Origin of the sequence: Planococcus halotolerans (assembly GCF_003289955.1) — a bacterium.
GTDB classification, from domain to species: Bacteria; Bacillota; Bacilli; order Bacillales_A; family Planococcaceae; genus Planococcus; species Planococcus halotolerans.
Genome location: NZ_QLZR01000001.1, coordinates 696,682 through 715,781, shown reverse-complemented (window position 1 = coordinate 715,781; position 19,100 = coordinate 696,682). Strand labels below are relative to the sequence as shown.

The window sequence follows — 19,100 nt, the reverse complement described above, 5'->3', positions numbered from 1 at the left end:
GAGGGATTCACCTCCGAGTAATAATGAATAAGCTTTTATTCTTCTGCAGCTTCCTGATGGAACAAGACCTGTTTGATCTGCTGATGATCCATTTCCATGACTGTCCACGAAGTCTTACCTTGCGTTACAGTATCGCCGGTAAGGACTTCGCCAGCACGTTTATAATGAACCCAGCCGCCGATTGTATCGATATCTTCGCTTTCTTCAAAGCTTAAGCCGAAACGGTCTTCGAGGTCTTTCAGCAGCACACGTCCGTTGATCAGGTAATCGTTATCGTTTACGAGGCTGATATCCGGCACTTCATCATCATCAAACTCATCGCGGATTTCACCAACGATTTCTTCCAGAATATCTTCCATCGTAAGCATACCGGCAGTACCGCCGTATTCATCGGCCACCAAAGCGATATGGACGCGGGACTGCTGCATTTTCAGCAAAGCATCCTGCAAACCGGTCATTTCAAAAGTGGTGGGCATTTCCCGCACGAAGTTCTGCAGCTCCCAAGGACGTCCCGCAACAATATGCGGCAGCATCTTTTTAGCGCTGACAAAACCGATGATGCGGTCTTTGTCGCCGTCTTCCGTGACCGGGTAGCGCGTGTAATTATTTTCATCGAGAATCTCAACAATCTCTTTCAAAGGCATATCTTTATCGAGCGTCACAAGCTCCGTCCGCGGAACCATAATTTCTTTTGCAGCTCGCTCGTCGAAAGTAAAGACATTTTCCATATAGGAAAGCTCTGTTTCATTGATAGCGCCGCCTTCAAAACTTTGCGCCATGACAATTCTCAATTCATCTTCCGAATAGGCCTGCTCGTGGCCCGGCTGCACACCAAATGTACGGAGCAACAGCCGCGCGGCGCCATTCAATGTCCAGATGAAAGGTTTCATTACTTTACCGAACCAATAAAGAGGCGGGGCAAGCAATAATGACATCTTTTCGGCAAATTCAATTGCCAGTGTTTTTGGGGCCATTTCACCCACAACGACGTGAAGATACGTAACAAGAAGGAACGCGATTGCGTAGGAAGCCGTTGCCGCCACCGCATCCGATGCATCGAAGAATTCGAAAACCGGATACATCAAACGTTCGACGGTCGGTTTACCAAGTGCACCAAGACCAAGGGCCGTCACCGTGATGCCGAGCTGGCAGGCAGACAGGTAATAGTCCAGGTCGCCGGCGACTTTTTTCGCCGTAACGGCTTTCTTGTTTCCTTCGGCGATCAACTGATCAAGACGCGACATCCTGATTTTGACCACCGCAAACTCTGATCCGACAAAGAAAGCTGTCAGGCCGAGCAATAGTACCAATAATCCTAAATTCACTATCGTAATTATATCCACTTATGTCCCTGTAAAAGGGATTCACCTCCGGGGTTTATTGGAGCAAAACCAAAAGAGCCGTGATGGCAGCCATCTTTCTCTCAAGTGCTTTGCCCGTTTGTGTCTTCGCATAATACGGTGCATCCTTCAGCTGTTTTTCCAGCCGGACGATTTTTTGCTGCAGCTGATCGAACTCATTGATCACTTCATCAATCAGTTCATCCGTTTCCGGAGTATCGCCTGCACAAATAATTTCACGGATCTCCGCGATCGACATGCGCTGTTTCTTCAATACCTGAATCCGTTCGAGCGTGTGCAGAACATTGGTCGGGTAAAGCCGGTAATTGGCTTCAGAGCGTTCGAATGCCAATAAACCAGCAGTTGTATAATAATCAATGGTTCTTACAGACACACCACTCAGTTTTGCTATTTCACCGATTTTCATTAAGTCCTTCCCAATGGACGCACCTCCAATTTAAATTAAGAATATCCTATCACATCGGGAGTCAAACCATACAGTAGAACGTAATGGTTTATGGTAATAAAAAATCGGTTTATTTTAAATTTGCCACAACTCAGACAAAAATAATGTATTGTTTTTTATTGAAAGATGCTATACTGACGTTACAACTCAATAGACTTTTGACATTCGTCAAAGGGGAGTAGCTATAGGGAAACCTATTTCACAGTCGTCATTACGTGGTTAAGAGCCACCGGTTGTGATAGCAGTTAATTTTGCTTAGCAAGACCTTTGCCTTTAATTAGGCTGGGTCTTTTTTGTTGCAAAAATTAGCTGGGGGTTTGGAAGATGGAAGCAATTTTATTGGAATATGTATGGGTGCTGCTGGTTCTTGTAGCACTTGAAGGGTTACTTGCCGCAGACAATGCGGTGGTTATGGCGGTCATGGTTAAGCACTTGCCGAAAGAGCAGCAGAAAAAAGCGTTGTTCTACGGATTACTGGGGGCGTTCGTGTTCCGTTTCGCAGCGTTGTTCCTGATCACCTTATTGGTCGATGTTTGGCAGATTCAGGCACTTGGAGCGGCTTACCTGTTGTTCATCGCCTTCAAGCACATTTACGACCAGCGAAAACACAAGGAACATTCGCATGAGCCTGAAGCTACAAAAGGTTCAGGTTTCTGGATGACCGTTTTCAAAGTTGAACTGGCGGACATCGCTTTCGCTATCGACTCCATGCTTGCTGCAGTAGCATTGGCGATGACATTGCCTCACTTGGGCAAAATGGAAATCGGCGGCATCAACGGCGGCCAGTTCGGCGTAATGCTTGCCGGTGGTTTGGTCGGTCTCGTCATCATGCGTTTTGCGGCTCATAAATTCGTTAAATTGCTGGCGAACTATCCGCAGCTTGAAACAACTGCGTTCGTCATTGTCGGCTGGGTCGGCGTGAAATTGACTGTCCTGACTTTGGGACATAAAAATCTCGGCATCCTGCCATACGATTTCGTCCACTCGGCAGAATGGAAACTCATCTTCTGGGGAGTATTGCTTGCTATTGTCGCAGTCGGAGCTGTTATCAGTATTAAGAAAAAGAAAGAGTCAGAGAGTTTGGCTTAAGTTTGAAAGGTAGAGTCAGCTAAGGAACAGATTAAAAAGGATGAGGCTCATCATAACAGAGCCTCATCCTTTTTTGCTTTTTTAGGGAAGAGGAGCTTGGTTTGGAGAAAAACCGCTTTTTTGCATAAATAGAATTGCATAAAACTGAAAAGCATTATATGATGTAAATCGTAACTTTTACTATTTGCATTTTGAATTAAAAGTTTTAAACATTGTCTTATACATAACGGCTCGACTAGTCTGCGAACTGCCGCAATCTAAGGTAATGCCGGCTCGTTGCAAAAATTTTTACACTTTTATAAATCGTAATGGTTACTTTTTGCACACTGCTACTTTTAAAAATTATTTTCATCCAAGTTGAAAACAAAAAGAGAAGAGGGATTTCCATGATCAAACTGAGTAAATTAATGATATTGACTGTAATTGCTGCATTGATTTTATCGGCGTGCAACACGAATTCAGCCGGCCAGCAAGAGGAAAAGAAAGAAGTGAATCTTCTTTTTAACTTTGCCACCAGTTCACTGGATCCGAATGTAGACACGAGTTACGTTTCATTAAGAGCGGGAATAACGGAAACTTTGATCCATTTGAATGATGAAACGCTGGAAATCGAACCATGGCTGGCTGAAAGCTGGACCAGTGAAGACGGTCAAACCTGGACGATCAAGTTAAGGGAAGATGTGACTTTCCAGAACGGCAATCCGATGGACGGAGCAGCAGTCAAGGCTTCGCTGGAACGTGCAATGGAAGACAGTGCCGCTATTAAGAATGCCCTGCGCATCGAGTCAATCGAGGCAGATGGTTATACATTAACAGTCAAAACAACCATGCCTTTCCCCGAATTTCCTTCGGAATTGGTTCATCCGAACACTTCGATCATTGATGTGACTCAAACGGATTTCGTCAATAAGCCGATAGGAACCGGGCCTTTTGCAGTTTCATCATTTACACCGGGAACGGCTGTTGACTTGACGCGCTACGATGAATACTGGAATGGTGCCGCAAAATTGGAAGCGGCAAAGTTTTCATTTAATGAAGATGCAAATGCCCGGTCACTTGCACTTGAATCGGGGGGAGCAGATATCGTTTTCAGACCGGAAGTGGAAAGTTTGGAGCAATTGGAGGCGATTGAAGGTGTAACAGTGGAATCGACTTCAACTTTCCGTGTCCATCAGATGACGATGAACCTGGAAAGGGAAGTGCTGCAGGATTTGAATGTCCGAAAAGCGATTGATGCATTGATTGACCGGGAATCGATCGTTGACACAATACTTAAAGGCCATGCGGAAGTGGCTAACGGCCCTTTCCCGTCAACGTTTACATTTGCACCGGACTATCCTGAAAAAGAGACAGGGCTTGAGAGTGCCCGGAAATATCTTGAAGCGGCAGGCTATGAAGTAGTAGACGGCGTCATGGAGAAAGACGGTGAGCCCCTGGCTCTTACGATGCTGACTTACAGTGCCCGCGCCGATTTACCATTGATCGCACAAGTTTTCCAGTCGGATGCGGGTCAACTTGGGATTGAAGTGACTCTTCAGCAAATCGAGATTCCGGAAGAATATATGGCAGCAAACCGGGATTGGGATTTGACTACATACAGTAATCTGACTGCACCACGCGGAGACGCAGGCTATTATTTGAATGCTACTTATCATCCGGATGGCGCGTTAAACTTCAGTGGAGCTGACGACGATAAGGTGACGGCATTGATCGATGAACTGAACATGACCGTCGGCCAGCAGGAGCGCTCTGATATAGCAGAAGAAATTGCGCGTTATGTGGATGAGCAAGTTTACAATTCCTTTATCCTTCACCCGAATACGCTGGTTGCGTACAACTCAGACAAAGTGGAGAATTGGGTAACTTCCCGCAGCGAATACTATATGCTGACCAATGAATTGGATGTGAAGTAAGTGTTTCGGATATTAAGCCGCCGGCTGATAGAAGTGGCAGTGTTTCTGCTGATTATCACGTTCGTCAGTTTCCTGTTTGCAAGGCTGGCACCAGGAGATCCGGTTCTTTCAATCTTAAGAGTCGATGATGTCTCTGTAACCAACGAGCAGGTGGAACAGCTGCGCGAGGAAATGGGCTTTAACGAACCGCTTTTGGTGCAATATGGCCAATGGCTGACGGATTTTGTGAAAATGGATTTTGGTAATTCCTATATCACCAATCAGCCGGTTATGGAAATGCTTTGGAGCGGGTTGCCGGCGACATTGGAGTTGACGGCAGGAGCGCTTTTGGTAATGCTTTTGATCGCAGTTCCACTCGGCTCGCTTGCTGCACTTTACAGAGACAGCTGGATTGACCATGTAAGCCGTTGGGTGTCGTTATTGGGGGCAGCAGTTCCAAGCTTTTGGCTGGGCCTGATAATGATCGATCTCTTTGGCGTTAGATTCGGCATCCTGCCGACAATGGGGAGAGACGGCATTATTTCTGCCGTGCTTCCCTCTATTACATTAGGGCTTGCCATAACAAGTGTATACGTCCGCCTGCTGCGCTCCAGCCTGATCGATTCACTGGGCCATGAGTATATCCGGGCAGCGCAGGCTAGAGGGCTTTCGAAATCTCGGATTTTCTTTTCTCATGCCTTCCGTTCCAGCCTTCCCCCTGTCATTACGGTTTTCGGTGTAAGCCTGGGGAGCCTGATTGGAGGAGTTGTGGTAATCGAAGTGATTTTTGCGTATCCCGGCATCGGCAAAATGGTTGTGGATGCAATCAGGAGCCGTGATTATCCAGTCATACAAGGTTATATCCTGATTATGGCCATACTGATATTCATCGTAAACAGTGCAGTTGATTTGTCTTATCGCTATTTGAATCCTGAACTGCGCTTGAAGGAAAAGAGGGGAAGTTAATGGAAACCAGTGAATCCAACTCATACAGAATGCGCTTTAAAAAGATTTTATTGATCGGTGCATTAGTGGTGATAGCTGGCATTGCAGTTTATACATTTCTGGTTCTGAAATATGACCCCTCTTTTGTCAATTTGGAGGAGCGGCTTCTTCCGGCAAGTCTCGAGCATCCGCTTGGAACGGACCATTTAGGAAGGGATGTCCTGACGCGGATTTTGCTGGGCTCTCAATTGACCGTCGGCTATGGCTTTCTGGCATTGCTGCTGGCGGTCGCAATCGGAGTTCCATTCGGAATTTTTGCTGGTTTTAAAGGAGGCATTGTAGACCGCATCCTCATGCGTATTGCAGATGCTTTTCTTTCTTTTCCGGATACGATCGTCGCCATCGTTCTAAGCGGTCTGCTTGGGGCCGGCATTGAAAATCTGCTGATTGCCATTGTCATTGTGAAATGGGTGAACTATGCACGTTTGGTCCGCAGTACGGTTGTCGTAGAACGGCAGAAAGATTACATAACGATGGCTAAAATTAATGGATTGAGTGAACGCAGAATAATGGTGAAGCATTTATTCCCGCATTTGATTGGCCACGTCCTTGTGCTTGCAAGTCTGGATTTGGGAAAAATCATTCTGTTGATTTCTTCTTTGTCCTATATCGGACTGGGAGCACAGCCGCCGGCACCTGAATGGGGTGCGATGCTCAATGAAGCGCGGCCCTATTTCCAATCGGTTCCTGAATTGATGGTTTTTCCAGGGCTTGCGATTGTGACAGTGGTCCTCTTCTCAAATTTGCTGGGTGACTTTCTGCGGGATAAATTTGATGTGAAAAAGGAAGTGGCATAATGAGTCTTGTATCCGTCAATGGCCTCTCAATCTCGAATAAACAAAAAGATATCGTGAAGGATATTTCATTTCAAATTCTAAAAGGGGAATGGCTCGCAATCGTCGGGCAAAGCGGCAGCGGTAAAAGCCTGACTTCGTCAGCAATCGGTCAATTGCTTGGTCCGAATTTGCGGGCTGCCGGAAATGTTTCTTATGAGGGTATGAATCTGCTGGAATTGCCGCCAAAGAAAATGCGTGCATTGCGAGGAACCCGAATTTCTTATATATTTCAGGATTATCAGGGTTCCTTCACCCCTTTCCACACCATCGGCCGCCATTTCCAGGAATTTTTGAAAACCCATTTGAAGTTATCGAAAGACGTCAGAAAGAAAAAAGCGGAGGAAGCATTGAAAGATGTCGGACTTCAGCCGGAAATTTACAGCCGCTACCCATTCCAACTCAGTGGCGGCCAGCTTCAGCGTGTTTCCATCGCACTCGCGCTCCTGCTCGAGCCGGATATCCTGATTGCGGACGAACCAACCACTGCACTTGACAGCATCACCTCATTTAAAGTGCTGCAATTGCTGGAAAAGCTTCAGCAGGAAAAAGGCTGCGCCATTCTTTTTATCACGCATGACCTGCGCCATGTAAAAAATCATGCAGACCGTATCCTGGTGATGAAAGAAGGGGAGATTGTCGAGCAAGGGGAGAAACGGCAAGTTCTCGACAACCCGGTGCATCCGTACACAAAACTTCTGATCGAAGCTTCTTCTCCTCTACGCAAGCCTGCGACTGAAAAAATCCTTGAGGTGGCCAAATGACTTTACTCAAATTAAAGAATGTAATTAAAAGCTATTCGAATGGTGTTAACGTATTGAAAGACATCAATTTTTCCTTGGAGAAGAAACAATGTTTGGGTCTTGTCGGTGAAAGCGGCTGCGGCAAAAGCACTTTGGCACGCTGTGTTCTCCAATTGGATAACATTGATGGAGGAGAAATCCAATTCAATGGGGTTTCTTTGCAAGACTTGAACGAGCGTGAATTGAAGCCCCATCGGAAAAACCTGCAAGCAGTTCTCCAGAATCCGTCTTCATCTTTGAATCCCAAATTGAAAATCCGTGAATCTTTGATTGATCCTTATTTGCAATTCGGCAATCAAGCGTGCTTGAAACATTTTCATTATACTAATGAGGAAGCGTTTGTCACTCAATTGATGGAAGCGGTGGAGCTTCCTGACGCATTGGCAGACCGCTATCCCCATGAACTGAGCGGCGGCCAGAAGCAGCGGGTGACAATTGCCCGCGCCATCAGCCTCGAACCCTCGCTGATCGTCTTGGATGAACCGACTTCGAGCCTCGATGTTCTTTCACAGGCTTCCATTTTGAAACTGTTGACTGGACTCCGTGAAGAGCTCGACCTTTCCTATCTGTTCATTTCCCATGACCTGTCAGCGGTCAATACCATGAGCCAGCAGATAATGGTGATGAGAGATGGAAGCATCGTCGACCATTTCAGTCAGGAGAATATATTCTCGGAACAGCGCAATGATTATACAAAAGAATTGATTTCACTGTTTGAATGAAAGAATAGGAGCATTTCTACATGAACCATAGAACTTATCTTGCGCTTGCACTCCCACTGACACTTTCTACAGTGACTACTCCTCTATTGGGAGCCGTTGATACGGCCGTCATGGGCCAATTGCCGAACCCTGCCTACATCGGGGGAGTCGCCATCGGTACCATCATTTTCAATACGATGTATTGGCTTTTCGGATTTCTGCGTATCAGCACTTCGGGTTTTGCTGCGCAGGCCTTTGGCGCTAATGACGAATTACAAGGAAAACTGTCTTTTATCCGGCCATTCCTCATCGCGTTGGCGGTGGGCCTATTCTTTTTCCTGCTGCAAAAACCGATTGAATACAGTGCAATGGCATTGTTGAATCCTGCGGCAGACGTTCAAACCTTTGCCTCTGAATACTACGGCATCCGGATCTGGGGAGTGCCACTTACACTGTTGAACTATGTAATCCTCGGCTGGCTGATGGGCATGGCCAAGATCAAATGGGCGGTATTCATCCAAATCATGATGAACGTTCTGAATATCGTACTGGATCTGGTCTTTGTGATGGGACTTTCATGGGGAATTTCTGGAGTCGCTGCAGCCACTTTGATTGCCGAATTTACAGCATTTGCAGTCGGACTGTGGGTCGTCGTGAAAGCAGGCGCAATTTCGTTGAACTTTCTTCCTTTGAAGCAGATTTTGGATTTACCGGCAATGAAGAAAATGTTTATGGTCAATAAGGATTTATTCATCCGGACAATTTGCCTGTTGCTCGTATTCAATCTCTTTACTTATAAAAGCGCCTCATTTGGCACAGAAACTTTGGCAGCAAATGCCGTGCTGCTTCAAATCCATTACCTCATGGCTTATTTCTTTGATGGTTTCTCAAATGCCACTAGTATATTGACCGGGAAAGCGATGGGAGCGAAAGACTATAATCTGTATAAAAGGACGCTGTCGATTTCCGCTCAATGGGCAATCCTCACCTCGGCATTCTTGACACTCATGTACTGGATGTTCAGTGAAACGGTCATTCGGCTTTTTACTACGATAGAAGAAGTTGTGGAAATGGCGATGATTTACAGCGACTGGCTTCTGTTATTCCCGATAGCCACCAGTATCGGCATCATTTTCTATGGGACCTTTACAGGTGCCACTGAAACAGCTCCTGTCAGAAATTCCATGATCGTTTCCCTGCTTTTCTATTTCCTGATGTTCTACTTATCTGTCCCACACCTCGGAAACCATGGCATTTGGCTGTCCTTTATCGCCTTCAGCATCGGCCGTTCGGTATTCCTGTCCCTGTATGTTCCAAAACTGAGCCGGCAATTTCAGGCTTTGTGATGAAATTGATTATGATAGAAGAAAAATAAAAAAGGCTGAATGCGCTCGCATTCAGCCTTTTATAAATTCTTCATCCAGTCTGAGCTTCGGATATCGCAAGTTTGAATTGAACAAAAATCATCTCTTGGAACCAACCATAAGTTTCAATACCGGCTAAGTTTCCAAACCGCATCCCACCTTTTTCACCTATACTTATAAAAACGAAACTATTATCAGAAAACTTGCGTCTATTGGGTGTTCAGGAAGGGATGGAGGCGTATGCCGGTGCATGAATACACGAAACTGAGTGATGAAGAAATGAAAAAGATCATGGACAGCCACGGTGAATACCTGATCCGGCTGGCTTATTTCTACGTGAAGGACTGGGCGACGGCCGAAGACATCATGCAGGAAGTGTTCATCAGCTATTACCGCAAATCCGCCCAGTTCGAAAATCGCGCTTCCCTGAAAACCTATCTGTCGAAAATTACCGTCAATAAATGCCGTGATCATTTACGCAGCTGGAAAAATAAACGTTCGTTATTCTCGAATTCAATCAGCGGTTTGATTTCTTCAGGGAAATCTCCTGAGGAGACGTTGGAACAGCACACTAACCAGAGCAATCTCACGAATAAAATCCTTGAACTTCCGATCAAATATAGGGAAGTGATTCTGCTGTTCTATTATCAGGAATTCACATCGAAGGAAATCAGCGAGCTGCTGAACTGCTCGGAAAACACCGTCAAAACGAGACTGCGGCGGGCAAAGGATTTATTGCGTGAGAAAGCGGACTTGAAAGAATGGGAGGGGATGCAGGATGAATAAATTCAAACGCGACCTGGATGAGTTTGTCGGCGAATCGCCTCGCTTCAAAGAACCGCTGAAGCGGAAAATCCTGAGTGATATGAAAAAGGAGCAGCGCCCGGCGAACCGGTTTGCTGATTTTAAATATGCCGCTGTGCTGATGTTGCTTTTGACGGTCGCCACTACTTTTCTGGTATTGAATATGGACGGGAACAATACGAATCCATCCGGTCCAGCAGGCACGACCGATGAATTGCCGGTGCTGACGGATCCGGATACGGTGGAGGAGATTGAGATTTTTACGGAATTTACAGATTCTCAGGAAATTTTCGATTTTGGTTATGACGGGATGGACCGCGGCAACTATGAATATTATGAACACCCATTATTAATCGACTCTGAAGCTTATCAGGAAAAAGAACCAGACAGGGGAGACGTAGTCATCCATGAAGCAGAATTTTTTGATGGCGAAAGTCGAACAGTGGGCAGGATAGTCGCTTTGCCGGGGGAAACAGTAGAAATCGTGAAAGGCCAAATTTATATCAATGACCGGAAGCTGGATACATTTTATGGGCAGGCGCACCGCAGGGGTTACAGTACAATCGAGGAATACAACGAGGCTATGATAGAGATGAATCAACCACAAAATATCGATGCAATGAAAGAAATTCTGTCTCAGTCAATTGAATCCTTTAAGTTGGGTGAGGATGAAGTTTATGTGATGGGCGATGACTGGTTCAGGAGTCACCAGCTTATTATTAAAGTCGATGAAATCCAAGCGGAAGTATTGGGGTATTATGTGAAATGAATTCAAAGTACTGAGTATAAGAGGGAAATGCTTCTGGGAAGAGAAGCGTTTCTCTCTTATTTATTTTTTAAGTTATAAAGTTCCTTTATTGTTTTAAAAGGGATTTTCAGGAAAAAACAGAATTTAATATAGTGGAAAGATTAATAAGCAAGCTCTATTGAAAAACGAATAGAAGAGGAGAATTAGATTGGAAAAGACAACTATGCAGAACTGGGATCTGGAATCGTTATACGCTGGAGGAAGCCAGTCAACCAAATTGAAGAATTTAATCGCGGAGCTAAAGGCATTGCTTGAAAAAATCAGCAACGATTTGAGTGCCTTCCAAAAGAATAAAGAAGAAGTGGATACACACGCTTTCCTCAAAATCATCAATCAGTTTCAATTTGCGAGAAGCGGCTGGGATGAACTTGACGATTTTGTGATTTGCGTTTATTCACAGGACGTTACAGACAGCGACGCGGTTGTGCTGCTGGATGAAAGTGCCGTGATCAAAGCGAAGCTGGATTCGGTGCAGATCGACTTGGATGAAGCGTTGGCAAACTTTTCGGAAGCCCACTGGAATGGATTTATGGAACTAGAAGAAGTGGAGCCGTATTCTTTTTATTTGGCAGAAAGAAGGAAAACGGTAAAGGACCGGCTGCCGGTTGAAATGGAGCGGCTGATCAATGTGCTGTCGGTCAACGGCATCAAAGCCTGGGAACAGCAACAGCAGCAACTCCTGGCGAAATTGAAAATTCCGATCGGGTCCGATGGGGAGGAGCAGGGAGTATCAATTGGTCAGGCAATGAATGAAGCGATGTACGCAGAAGATCGTTCACATCGCCAAAAGGCGGCAAGAGCAATTGCCGAAACTTGTGCAGATCATGCGGAAGATTTTGCCGTCGCATTAAACCGCATTTCAGGTTTTCGCTTGGATGTCTACGAGCAGCGAGGTTGGCACAACGTCTTAAAGGAAGCTGTCGAACAGAATCGGATCCAGGAAGAATCGATTCAGGCATTGATGAAGTCAATCGATGACAATAAGAATCTGTATAGAGCCTATTTCCAGCGCAAAGTCGCATTGACGAGACTGGATGAAGTCAGCTGGTTCGATCTGGAAACGCCGACTTTTGCATCTGAGAAGAAGATAGACTACGCAGCAGCTAAAGATATTATCATCAAGCAGTTTCATCAGTTCAGTGAAAAATTGGGTCAATTTGCAGAACGTGCTTTTGAAGAAGGTTGGATTGAAACTGAAAACCGGCCCGATAAAGCAGGTGGAGGATTCTGCGCTTCGATGCCATTGAGCAACGAAAGCCGGATTTTTATGACGTACCGGGAGAACTATCAGGATGTCGTGACCTTGGCACACGAATTCGGTCATGCGTATCATAATTACATTTTGCAGGAAGAACCTGCTTTCGCTCAGCAAAAAGGCACATCTGTCGCGGAATCGGCCTCTACTTTCCTGGAGAATCTCGTATTGGATGCGGCAATCGAACATACAGAAGATGAAAAGGAGAAGCTGGCTTTATTGGAAGTTAAGATTAAAGACGGCCTTAAATATGTAGTAAGCGTGCCCAACATGTTCCGATTCGAACAGGAGTTTTATGCAAGAAGAAAGAATGGCCAGCTTACTGCGGAAGAGATCAATAACCTGATCAAAGAAGTGGAGAGTGATTTCTACGGCGGCATCATTGAAGGATCAGCCCCTTATAAATGGATGTACATCAGCCACTTTTATAGCGCTGATAAACCTTTCTTCAACATACCCTATACGATAGGGTATTTGTTTAGCAACGGCATTTACAGTTTGGCAAAAGAAGCGACAGGCGATTTTCAGGAGAAATACGACGAATTACTGCGTAATTCAGGCAGAATGACTGTCGAGCAGCTGGCACATACTTATCTGGATGCGGATGTAACAAAGCCGGAGTTTTGGAATGCTTCGCAGCAAGCGTTGAAAGATGCCATTGAGGAGTATTTGACGTTGACGGAGAGTTATGTGAATAAAGGCAATTGATTTTATTGGCTGTTCCGGTACATTAGCCTAAAGGGAGACTGGAAAATGGAAATCATCACACAGAACGACTATTTCATAGTGAAAAGAATGGCTCCTGGCGTATTTGCCGCCATTGCAAAACCAGGAACAGGCGCATGGAGCAACGCCGGTTTCGTCGATTTGGGAACGGAACTGCTGGTATTCGATGCCTTTAATACGCCAGTGGCGGCTGAAGAGTTGAGAAAGCAGGCTGAAAAACTGACTGGCAAAAAAGTGAAGTACCTGGTGAACAGCCATTATCACGGCGATCATGTATTTGGCAATCAGGTGTTTGAGGATCTGCCGATTATCTCTACCGAACTGACCAGGGAGTGGATCAAAGACAAGAATGTCATAGGTGATGTTGATGTCGAGTTCGAAGAGACTCAGAAATACCTGGATAACTTGATACTTCAAATTGAATCAGAACAGGATGAAATCATAAAGCAGAGTCTGTCTAATCAATACTTGGAGATGCAAGTGCTGTTAAAGCAGATTCCATCCATGAAACTGACCTTGCCATCGATTACTTTTGAAAACAAATTGGTCATTTCGGGGACTGAGCGGCATGTTGAACTATATTGCTTTGGCGGCGGACATTCACCAAGTGATACTTTTTTATATGTTCCAAAAGAGAAGGCTGCATTTATGGGAGACATCGTCACCGACAACCTGCATCTTCCGATTTTTCATCCCGAGGAGTTTCTGACTACCTTACAATCAACCAAGACGAAGGAGATTGATGTACTCCTGCCAGGCCATGGAGATATTGGATCGAATGAAAAAGTTAAAACCATGATTGATTATGTGACAATGCTGAAAGAGGCAGCGAGAGGAGCGATTGCAGCAGAAGTTGAGTCGGAAGACTTTGTTTCTTCCTTTGTTATTCCTGAAGAATTTAAAGAGTGGAAGGGAATGCAGGGTATCAAGCGCAACTTGAGGACAGTATATGATTTTTATGCAAAAGATGTTGAAAAGACTAGAACTCAATCGATATAAGGGTGAATTATTATGAAAGCTTGGTATACAACAAATTCCGAATATCTCTACAAAACGCCATTCGGAAACTTGAGGAAAGACAAATGTAAATTACCGAATGGCATCACCATCGAGGACTATTACGTAAACGAATATGTCGATTGGGTAAACGCAGTCGTTCTGACAAAGGACAATCAAATCGTGCTGGTAGAGCAATACAGGCATGGAGGCCAAGGATTCTATCTTGAAATTCCTGCGGGCAAAAAAGAAGAAGGAGAAACCGATGAAGAAGGTATACTCCGGGAAATCCAGGAAGAGACAGGATACACTTCTATGGAAAAGCCGATATTGCTCGGTGAATTCATGGTGAATCCTGCTACACAGAACAATAAGATAAAAACTTTTCTTCTTACGAATGCTTATAAATCTGTTGAGCAGCATCTCGATGAAACAGAAGAGATTGAAGTAAAACTAATCGGTTTTGAGAAATTTGGCCATTTGATAAGAAACCAGGAAATTCAAACTCAACTTTTCACTGCCAGCGCCTATTACATGGCGAAGGCAGTTTTGGATAAAAGGTGAATTTGAAAAAGGTTTCCGCCTCGTATAAGATCGGGATTATTTTCAAGTAATCTATGTAAAAATGGGGGTTAAAGGGGGAGTTGAAGGTTTGAGAAGAATAAACATTCTGATGGCTTTATTAAGTATCTTTTTACTTTTGGGTTGTTCATCTGAAATTTCCAGGGAAGAAGCAGAAGAAATCGCTCTTGATACAGCGGAGGCTGACAACTATAAATCACCGGTACTTTGGAGGAAATTCGATTCAAAAACGCAATTGGTGTATCAGTACTCCAAAACTTATGAGAAAGACGTGGAATCATGGAGCGTAAGCCTTGATACGGCTGACAATCCCGAGGAACTCAATGCTCCAGCGCTGACTTACTATATAAGCAAAGATACAGGAGAAGTAATCGACGTAATCGAAGGGAGAGTCTCCAATTGAACACCACCAAGAATAACGGCTTTGGGTTTCTAGATTTTATTGTCATAAAGGAAGAAGAAATAAAGGATTACGCGCCGATAGCCGGATCTTTTGCGGTAATCAGCTGTGATGGGAAGGTCCTGATGGTTTACAACGTATGGCGGGAGCAATGGGAATTGCCGGCGGGCCGGCGCGAGGGCGATGAGACTGAGCAAGAATGCGCCATCCGGGAGCTTTATGAGGAGACCGGCAAATACATAACTGAACTGGAGTTTAAGGGGTTGCTGAAGTTAGAGAACACTTCTGATGGCAGCGTCAAATACAATCCTGTTTTTGCCGGCAGCGCGGCGAAATTGCAGCCATTCTTAAAGAATGACGAAACGTCAGAGATGAAGTTGTGGGACCGGAGCGGGGAACTGGGCGTCATCGATGAAATGGATTTGAAGATTCTTGATTATGTTTGATGAATGAAAGGGGCGGAGAAATGGGAACCTTATTTTTATCAGGCGGTGGAGATAGAAAGAACACCGAAAAGTTTGATGAGGAATTTCAGCGGCAAATCGGTCAGGCAAAGCCGCTCTTATATATTCCGATTGCGATGGACGGCATAATTCCCTACGCCGACTGCCTTCAGTGGATACGCGATGTATTCAATCCGCTTGGCATTCACGAAATCGTCATGCGGACCGATTTTCATCGGAAATCGGTTGATGATCCGCAGCAATTCTCAGCCGTCTATATCGGCGGGGGAAATACGTTTCATTTATTGAATGAAATGCGGAATTCCGGTTTCGATAAGGTGTTGGAAGAATACATAAATGGTAATGGCGTCGTTTATGGAGGGAGCGCGGGCGCCATCATACTGGGCTCAAATATTATGACCAGTGCGCATTTGGATGAAAATAGAGTTGGCGTACAGGATTTCAGCGGGTTGGATGTGCTCGACGGCCTGGCAGTATGGTGCCATTATGAAAGTGGAGACGATGAAACGATTAGGAGTTATATCATAGATTTTGACACGCCGGTCATCGCTTTGCCTGAAGAAAGCGGCGCATATTTTCAGGATGGGCACATTAAAGTCACAGGCACGAAGTCTGTTTATCTGTTTATTGGAGAGGACAAAGTTGAGCTGCAGCCGGGGGCAGAATTCAACTTCAGTGGATCTGACGAACACGATGCGCAGGCCATTTTAGGAAAACAGCAGCCATTCAATGACGCGGTTGGCCATATGCTGAGCATCGAAGGTTACCCTGCCGCAGGAAATTACAAAAATCTGGAGACTATGCCGAAAGCGCTTCAGGTTGGTGGTTATCTATTCGTTGGGCTTATGGCAATCTTGTTTGTTTCAATTGTTGTAGTGGGATGGGTTTTGCAATAAATGCTGAAGGGACGGCTGTTGAGCCGTCCCTTTTTTTACGTTGAATGAAAAATGGTGATTCGTTAGATTTTGTGCAGTGTTTTTATTGTATTGATGAAAAGAATTCGTGGTAGCAAATCCGTGAAATGGCTACTTGGGAATAAAAACATTGAAGTTGGGAGTAAATCGATGAAAGTTAGGAGTAAACAGGTCGAAGTTGGGAGTAAATATAAATCGCTCGAAAAATGAAGATGAGAGAGATCGATTTCACTTGTCAGGAGACTGATAGTGATAATAAATATCGACTCGCTAGCTGCAGATTAGTTAGTTGGGCATAAGTCAGGCGAAGTTGGGCGTATTTCGCATAAAGTTGGGCATAAATCGACCGAAGTTGGGCGTATTTCATGCAAAGTTGGGCATAAATCAAAAATGACCGGAAAAAGTAGCCACCCCCAACTAGATCAAACCCAACCCCCAGTCGCACAAACCCAAAAGAAGCGCCGCCCGGCAAAGCGGACGGCGCGACTAACCATATTTTATTATCTTTCAAGCTTCAGCCAGCTGTCCAATTTCAAATATACCAAATTTTAGAAGAGTAAAGTATAATAGATTGAACTTTCAATAAAATTAAGTACGGGAATAATGCGAATGATTTAAAATTATTTATTCGCCGTTGAAAGGGAGGGGTTCAGTTGAAGAAAGTAGTATCTGCTGTATTGATTGCCATAGTACTTTTCGCTTTCTATAACTACCAAAAACCTATGCTCAGCACGGAACAAGCAATTGTCCAGGCATACGGATATCTGAAGAATCCACCTTCCGGAACTGGTGTCAGTGTTCAAGCGATTCAAGTCGAATTAGATGCGGTACCCACAGAAAATATTACATTAGCCTTGCGTCAGCAGGAGGGATTCCTCAATGAACTGTTTAATGATCAGCAATGGGAAGTGACAATAAGCTATGAAGACGTTATTCCCACTGTGGTAATGGATGCTGTTACTGGTGAGGTTTTGGATATAAGGGGTCCGTTGAACTGATAAGGGGAAAACAGGCCAAAGTTGAGCATAAATCGAAGAGGGAGGAAATAGGACTGATCTACATGAATCCAATAAACAAAAGGAGCGAATAATGAAAATAAGAAAAGCAACTTTAGCAGATGCAAAGGGAATCGCCCACGTACATGTCGACAGCTGGATCGCCACTTACCGAAACATTGTCACAGATACATATTTGGACCAATTAAGCTACGAGGCACGGGAACAATTGTGGAAAGAAAATCTTAAAGCGAATAATAACTTCTTAGCAGAAAATGACAACGGTGAAATTATCGGGTTTGCGGATGGCGGCAAAGAGAGAACGGGGAAATACGCGGCGTTGCAGGGTGAGCTGTATTCCATTTACATCTTGCCGGAATATCAAGGTAAAGGAATAGACAGATCGCTGATGAAAAGAGTAATCGAGCATTTGAAAGAAAGTGGACGATACTCTTTGCTCGTCTGGGTGCTGGAAGAAAATCCTTCGCGCGCTTTCTATGAGAAGATGGATGGCAAGGAAGTCGACCGCAAAACTTTAAGCATCTCAGGTAAAAAGTTAACTGAAATAGCTTACGGTTGGGAAGATATCAATCTAATGAAAAACTGATTTGAGGTGATTATTTGATAGGAATGTTTTTTAGTTATTTCATTGTCTTTTTTATTATTGCAAGGCTTGTAAGTTTGAGCGGTAAGATTAAGTGGATGCCGACATTAAATAATAGTGTAAAACACGATGCAATATTAGCGGCAATTTTTTCAATGGTGGTTGGTATTTCTTATGAATGGATAAATCTTGCTTTATTTTAATGGGAGTAAAGAATGCAGCAGGTAAATAACAAGTGTTGGTTAAGCAAAATGAAGTCAACGGCTGATTATCAGGGAGGGCATATGGAAAAGTTAATGGACGCAATCGTGAACTGGATCGCTTCAAAAAACGACAGGCTCATAATCGGCATATCCGGGCACGGAGCGTCGGGAAAGTCGTACTTCACGCAGGAATTGCTGGGAAGGCTTGGCAATAAAAACGTAAACTGCCTCAACACGGATCCTTATATAGTCAGTTCGGATATTCGGAAGCTTGCTGCAATCGACTATACATATGAAAACGAGGATCACCGATTTAAAATGACCGCCTGCCATCCTGCGGCGCATCATTTGGGAGCTTTAGAGCGGGATGTGCGGATGGCGCGGGAGGGATTGGATTTCTACACGATTGATGTTCATTATATGGAGCGGACATTGATTTCTTCGGAAAATCAATTGACGATTGTCGAGGGGATGAGCGCGGCTTTTATTGATCCGGAGCTGTTCGATCTGAAGATTTACTTCTATACAGATGGCGAGACGGAATTAATGAGGAGATCTTCGCGTGATGTTGCGGAAAGAGGGACGGATTTGGATTACCTGAGGTTTTCGCATAACGAACGGCGGGTCCAGTATGAGGTTTTCATGCATCCTTACAGCGAGAATTTTAATATTGTCATTAAGTCGGTTGGCGACAAGCAGTTTGTGGAGAAGATGGAGTTTGAATTTGGCGGAGAGAAAGAATGACCTTCTTTTTTTGTGAAAAATCGCTAGCCGCGGATAAATAGTCTTTAGGCGCGGATAAACATCGCCTAGGCGTGGATAAAACCCTCGCAGGCGCGGATAAATAAGCCGCAGC

21 protein-coding genes are annotated in these 19,100 nt (G+C 44.7%); 19 read left to right on the top strand and 2 right to left on the bottom strand.

All coding sequences use genetic code 11. The annotated features are described in order from the left end of the window. Window positions 1-35: 35 nt before the first annotated feature. On the bottom strand, window positions 36-1,343 hold the full coding sequence (locus tag DP120_RS03435; protein WP_112221828.1) for a hemolysin family protein: 1,308 nt from the start codon (window positions 1,341-1,343) through the stop codon (window positions 36-38). A gap of 34 nt (window positions 1,344-1,377) precedes the next feature. Beyond that, a complete protein-coding gene (locus tag DP120_RS03430) occupies window positions 1,378-1,767 on the bottom strand; it encodes a MerR family transcriptional regulator (protein WP_112221826.1) in 390 nt (129 codons plus the stop codon). Window positions 1,768-2,130: 363 nt separating this feature from the next. Between DP120_RS03430 and DP120_RS03425 the strand changes: the two genes are divergently transcribed. The 19 genes from DP120_RS03425 (at window position 2,131) to DP120_RS03335 (ending at window position 18,988) form a co-directional block, all read left to right on the top strand. After that, window positions 2,131-2,895, top strand: coding sequence for a TerC family protein (locus DP120_RS03425; protein ID WP_112221824.1), 765 nt, complete (start codon window positions 2,131-2,133; stop codon window positions 2,893-2,895). Between the two features lie 386 nt (window positions 2,896-3,281). After that, a complete protein-coding gene (nikA, locus tag DP120_RS03420; RefSeq protein ID WP_112221823.1) occupies window positions 3,282-4,808 on the top strand; it encodes a nickel ABC transporter substrate-binding protein in 1,527 nt (508 codons plus the stop codon). After that, window positions 4,809-5,753 carry a nickel ABC transporter permease gene (gene nikB / locus DP120_RS03415; RefSeq protein ID WP_112221821.1) on the top strand — a complete coding sequence of 315 codons (945 nt, stop codon included), beginning with the start codon at window positions 4,809-4,811 and terminating at the stop codon, window positions 5,751-5,753. Between the two features lie 29 nt (window positions 5,754-5,782). Then, window positions 5,783-6,589, top strand: a complete 807-nt coding sequence (gene nikC / locus DP120_RS03410) for a nickel transporter permease (protein WP_112222326.1) — start codon at window positions 5,783-5,785, stop codon at window positions 6,587-6,589. Continuing rightward, window positions 6,589-7,389 (top strand): ABC transporter ATP-binding protein, encoded by an 801-nt coding sequence (locus DP120_RS03405; RefSeq protein ID WP_112221819.1) that lies wholly within the window; start codon window positions 6,589-6,591, stop codon window positions 7,387-7,389. Before nikC ends, DP120_RS03405 begins: the two co-directional genes overlap by 1 nt. Then, window positions 7,386-8,150, top strand: a complete 765-nt coding sequence (locus DP120_RS03400; protein WP_112221817.1) for an ABC transporter ATP-binding protein — start codon at window positions 7,386-7,388, stop codon at window positions 8,148-8,150. The genes DP120_RS03405 and DP120_RS03400 overlap by 4 nt, the downstream gene beginning before the upstream one ends. 20 nt (window positions 8,151-8,170) lie before the next feature. Then, window positions 8,171-9,475, top strand: a complete 1,305-nt coding sequence (locus tag DP120_RS03395; protein ID WP_112221815.1) for an MATE family efflux transporter — start codon at window positions 8,171-8,173, stop codon at window positions 9,473-9,475. 258 nt (window positions 9,476-9,733) lie between these two features. Continuing rightward, window positions 9,734-10,279, top strand: coding sequence for a sigma-70 family RNA polymerase sigma factor (locus DP120_RS03390; RefSeq protein WP_240611957.1), 546 nt, complete (start codon window positions 9,734-9,736; stop codon window positions 10,277-10,279). Beyond that, entirely contained in the window at window positions 10,272-11,066 is a 795-nt protein-coding gene (locus tag DP120_RS03385) for a S26 family signal peptidase (RefSeq protein ID WP_112221813.1), read from the top strand. The genes DP120_RS03390 and DP120_RS03385 overlap by 8 nt, the downstream gene beginning before the upstream one ends. 187 nt (window positions 11,067-11,253) lie before the next feature. Beyond that, window positions 11,254-13,068, top strand: coding sequence for a M3 family oligoendopeptidase (locus DP120_RS03380; RefSeq protein ID WP_165843710.1), 1,815 nt, complete (start codon window positions 11,254-11,256; stop codon window positions 13,066-13,068). Window positions 13,069-13,113: 45 nt separating this feature from the next. Next, window positions 13,114-14,085: an MBL fold metallo-hydrolase gene (locus DP120_RS03375; protein ID WP_112221810.1), complete on the top strand. Its 972-nt coding sequence runs from the start codon at window positions 13,114-13,116 to the stop codon at window positions 14,083-14,085. A 12-nt stretch (window positions 14,086-14,097) separates the two neighbouring features. Further along, a complete protein-coding gene (locus tag DP120_RS03370; RefSeq protein ID WP_112221808.1) occupies window positions 14,098-14,646 on the top strand; it encodes an NUDIX hydrolase in 549 nt (182 codons plus the stop codon). A 109-nt stretch (window positions 14,647-14,755) separates the two neighbouring features. Next, a complete protein-coding gene (locus DP120_RS03365; RefSeq protein WP_112221806.1) occupies window positions 14,756-15,067 on the top strand; it encodes a hypothetical protein in 312 nt (103 codons plus the stop codon). Then, a complete protein-coding gene (locus DP120_RS03360; protein ID WP_112221804.1) occupies window positions 15,064-15,510 on the top strand; it encodes an NUDIX domain-containing protein in 447 nt (148 codons plus the stop codon). Before DP120_RS03365 ends, DP120_RS03360 begins: the two co-directional genes overlap by 4 nt. Window positions 15,511-15,530: 20 nt before the next feature. Next, window positions 15,531-16,424 (top strand): Type 1 glutamine amidotransferase-like domain-containing protein, encoded by an 894-nt coding sequence (locus tag DP120_RS03355; RefSeq protein ID WP_112221802.1) that lies wholly within the window; start codon window positions 15,531-15,533, stop codon window positions 16,422-16,424. A gap of 671 nt (window positions 16,425-17,095) precedes the next feature. Further along, the gene (locus DP120_RS03350; protein ID WP_112221800.1) at window positions 17,096-17,440 is read left to right on the top strand and encodes a hypothetical protein; all 345 of its coding nucleotides are present in this window, start codon (window positions 17,096-17,098) and stop codon (window positions 17,438-17,440) included. A 91-nt stretch (window positions 17,441-17,531) separates the two neighbouring features. Then, window positions 17,532-18,044, top strand: coding sequence for a GNAT family N-acetyltransferase (locus DP120_RS03345; RefSeq protein ID WP_112221798.1), 513 nt, complete (start codon window positions 17,532-17,534; stop codon window positions 18,042-18,044). Window positions 18,045-18,067: 23 nt separating this feature from the next. Further along, entirely contained in the window at window positions 18,068-18,244 is a 177-nt protein-coding gene (locus DP120_RS18360; protein ID WP_165843709.1) for a hypothetical protein, read from the top strand. An 81-nt stretch (window positions 18,245-18,325) separates the two neighbouring features. Further along, on the top strand, window positions 18,326-18,988 hold the full coding sequence (locus DP120_RS03335; RefSeq protein ID WP_112221794.1) for a uridine kinase family protein: 663 nt from the start codon (window positions 18,326-18,328) through the stop codon (window positions 18,986-18,988). The last annotated feature ends 112 nt before the right edge of the window (window positions 18,989-19,100 follow it).

Bases quoted from the DNA above. Each gene is read 5' to 3' on its own strand.
- DP120_RS03430 (WP_112221826.1), bottom strand. From the start codon at position 1,767: ATGAAAATCGGTGAAATAGCAAAACTGAGTGGTGTGTCTGTAAGAACC.
- DP120_RS03425 (WP_112221824.1), top strand. From the start codon at position 2,131: ATGGAAGCAATTTTATTGGAATATGTATGGGTGCTGCTGGTTCTTGTA.
- nikA (WP_112221823.1), top strand. From the start codon at position 3,282: ATGATCAAACTGAGTAAATTAATGATATTGACTGTAATTGCTGCATTG.
- nikC (WP_112222326.1), top strand. From the start codon at position 5,783: ATGCGCTTTAAAAAGATTTTATTGATCGGTGCATTAGTGGTGATAGCT.
- DP120_RS03405 (WP_112221819.1), top strand. From the start codon at position 6,589: ATGAGTCTTGTATCCGTCAATGGCCTCTCAATCTCGAATAAACAAAAA.
- DP120_RS03400 (WP_112221817.1), top strand. From the start codon at position 7,386: ATGACTTTACTCAAATTAAAGAATGTAATTAAAAGCTATTCGAATGGT.
- DP120_RS03395 (WP_112221815.1), top strand. From the start codon at position 8,171: ATGAACCATAGAACTTATCTTGCGCTTGCACTCCCACTGACACTTTCT.
- DP120_RS03390 (WP_240611957.1), top strand. From the start codon at position 9,734: ATGCCGGTGCATGAATACACGAAACTGAGTGATGAAGAAATGAAAAAG.
- DP120_RS03385 (WP_112221813.1), top strand. From the start codon at position 10,272: ATGAATAAATTCAAACGCGACCTGGATGAGTTTGTCGGCGAATCGCCT.
- DP120_RS03375 (WP_112221810.1), top strand. From the start codon at position 13,114: ATGGAAATCATCACACAGAACGACTATTTCATAGTGAAAAGAATGGCT.
- DP120_RS03370 (WP_112221808.1), top strand. From the start codon at position 14,098: ATGAAAGCTTGGTATACAACAAATTCCGAATATCTCTACAAAACGCCA.
- DP120_RS03365 (WP_112221806.1), top strand. From the start codon at position 14,756: ATGGCTTTATTAAGTATCTTTTTACTTTTGGGTTGTTCATCTGAAATT.
- DP120_RS03355 (WP_112221802.1), top strand. From the start codon at position 15,531: ATGGGAACCTTATTTTTATCAGGCGGTGGAGATAGAAAGAACACCGAA.
- DP120_RS03345 (WP_112221798.1), top strand. From the start codon at position 17,532: ATGAAAATAAGAAAAGCAACTTTAGCAGATGCAAAGGGAATCGCCCAC.
- DP120_RS18360 (WP_165843709.1), top strand. From the start codon at position 18,068: ATGTTTTTTAGTTATTTCATTGTCTTTTTTATTATTGCAAGGCTTGTA.
- DP120_RS03335 (WP_112221794.1), top strand. From the start codon at position 18,326: ATGGAAAAGTTAATGGACGCAATCGTGAACTGGATCGCTTCAAAAAAC.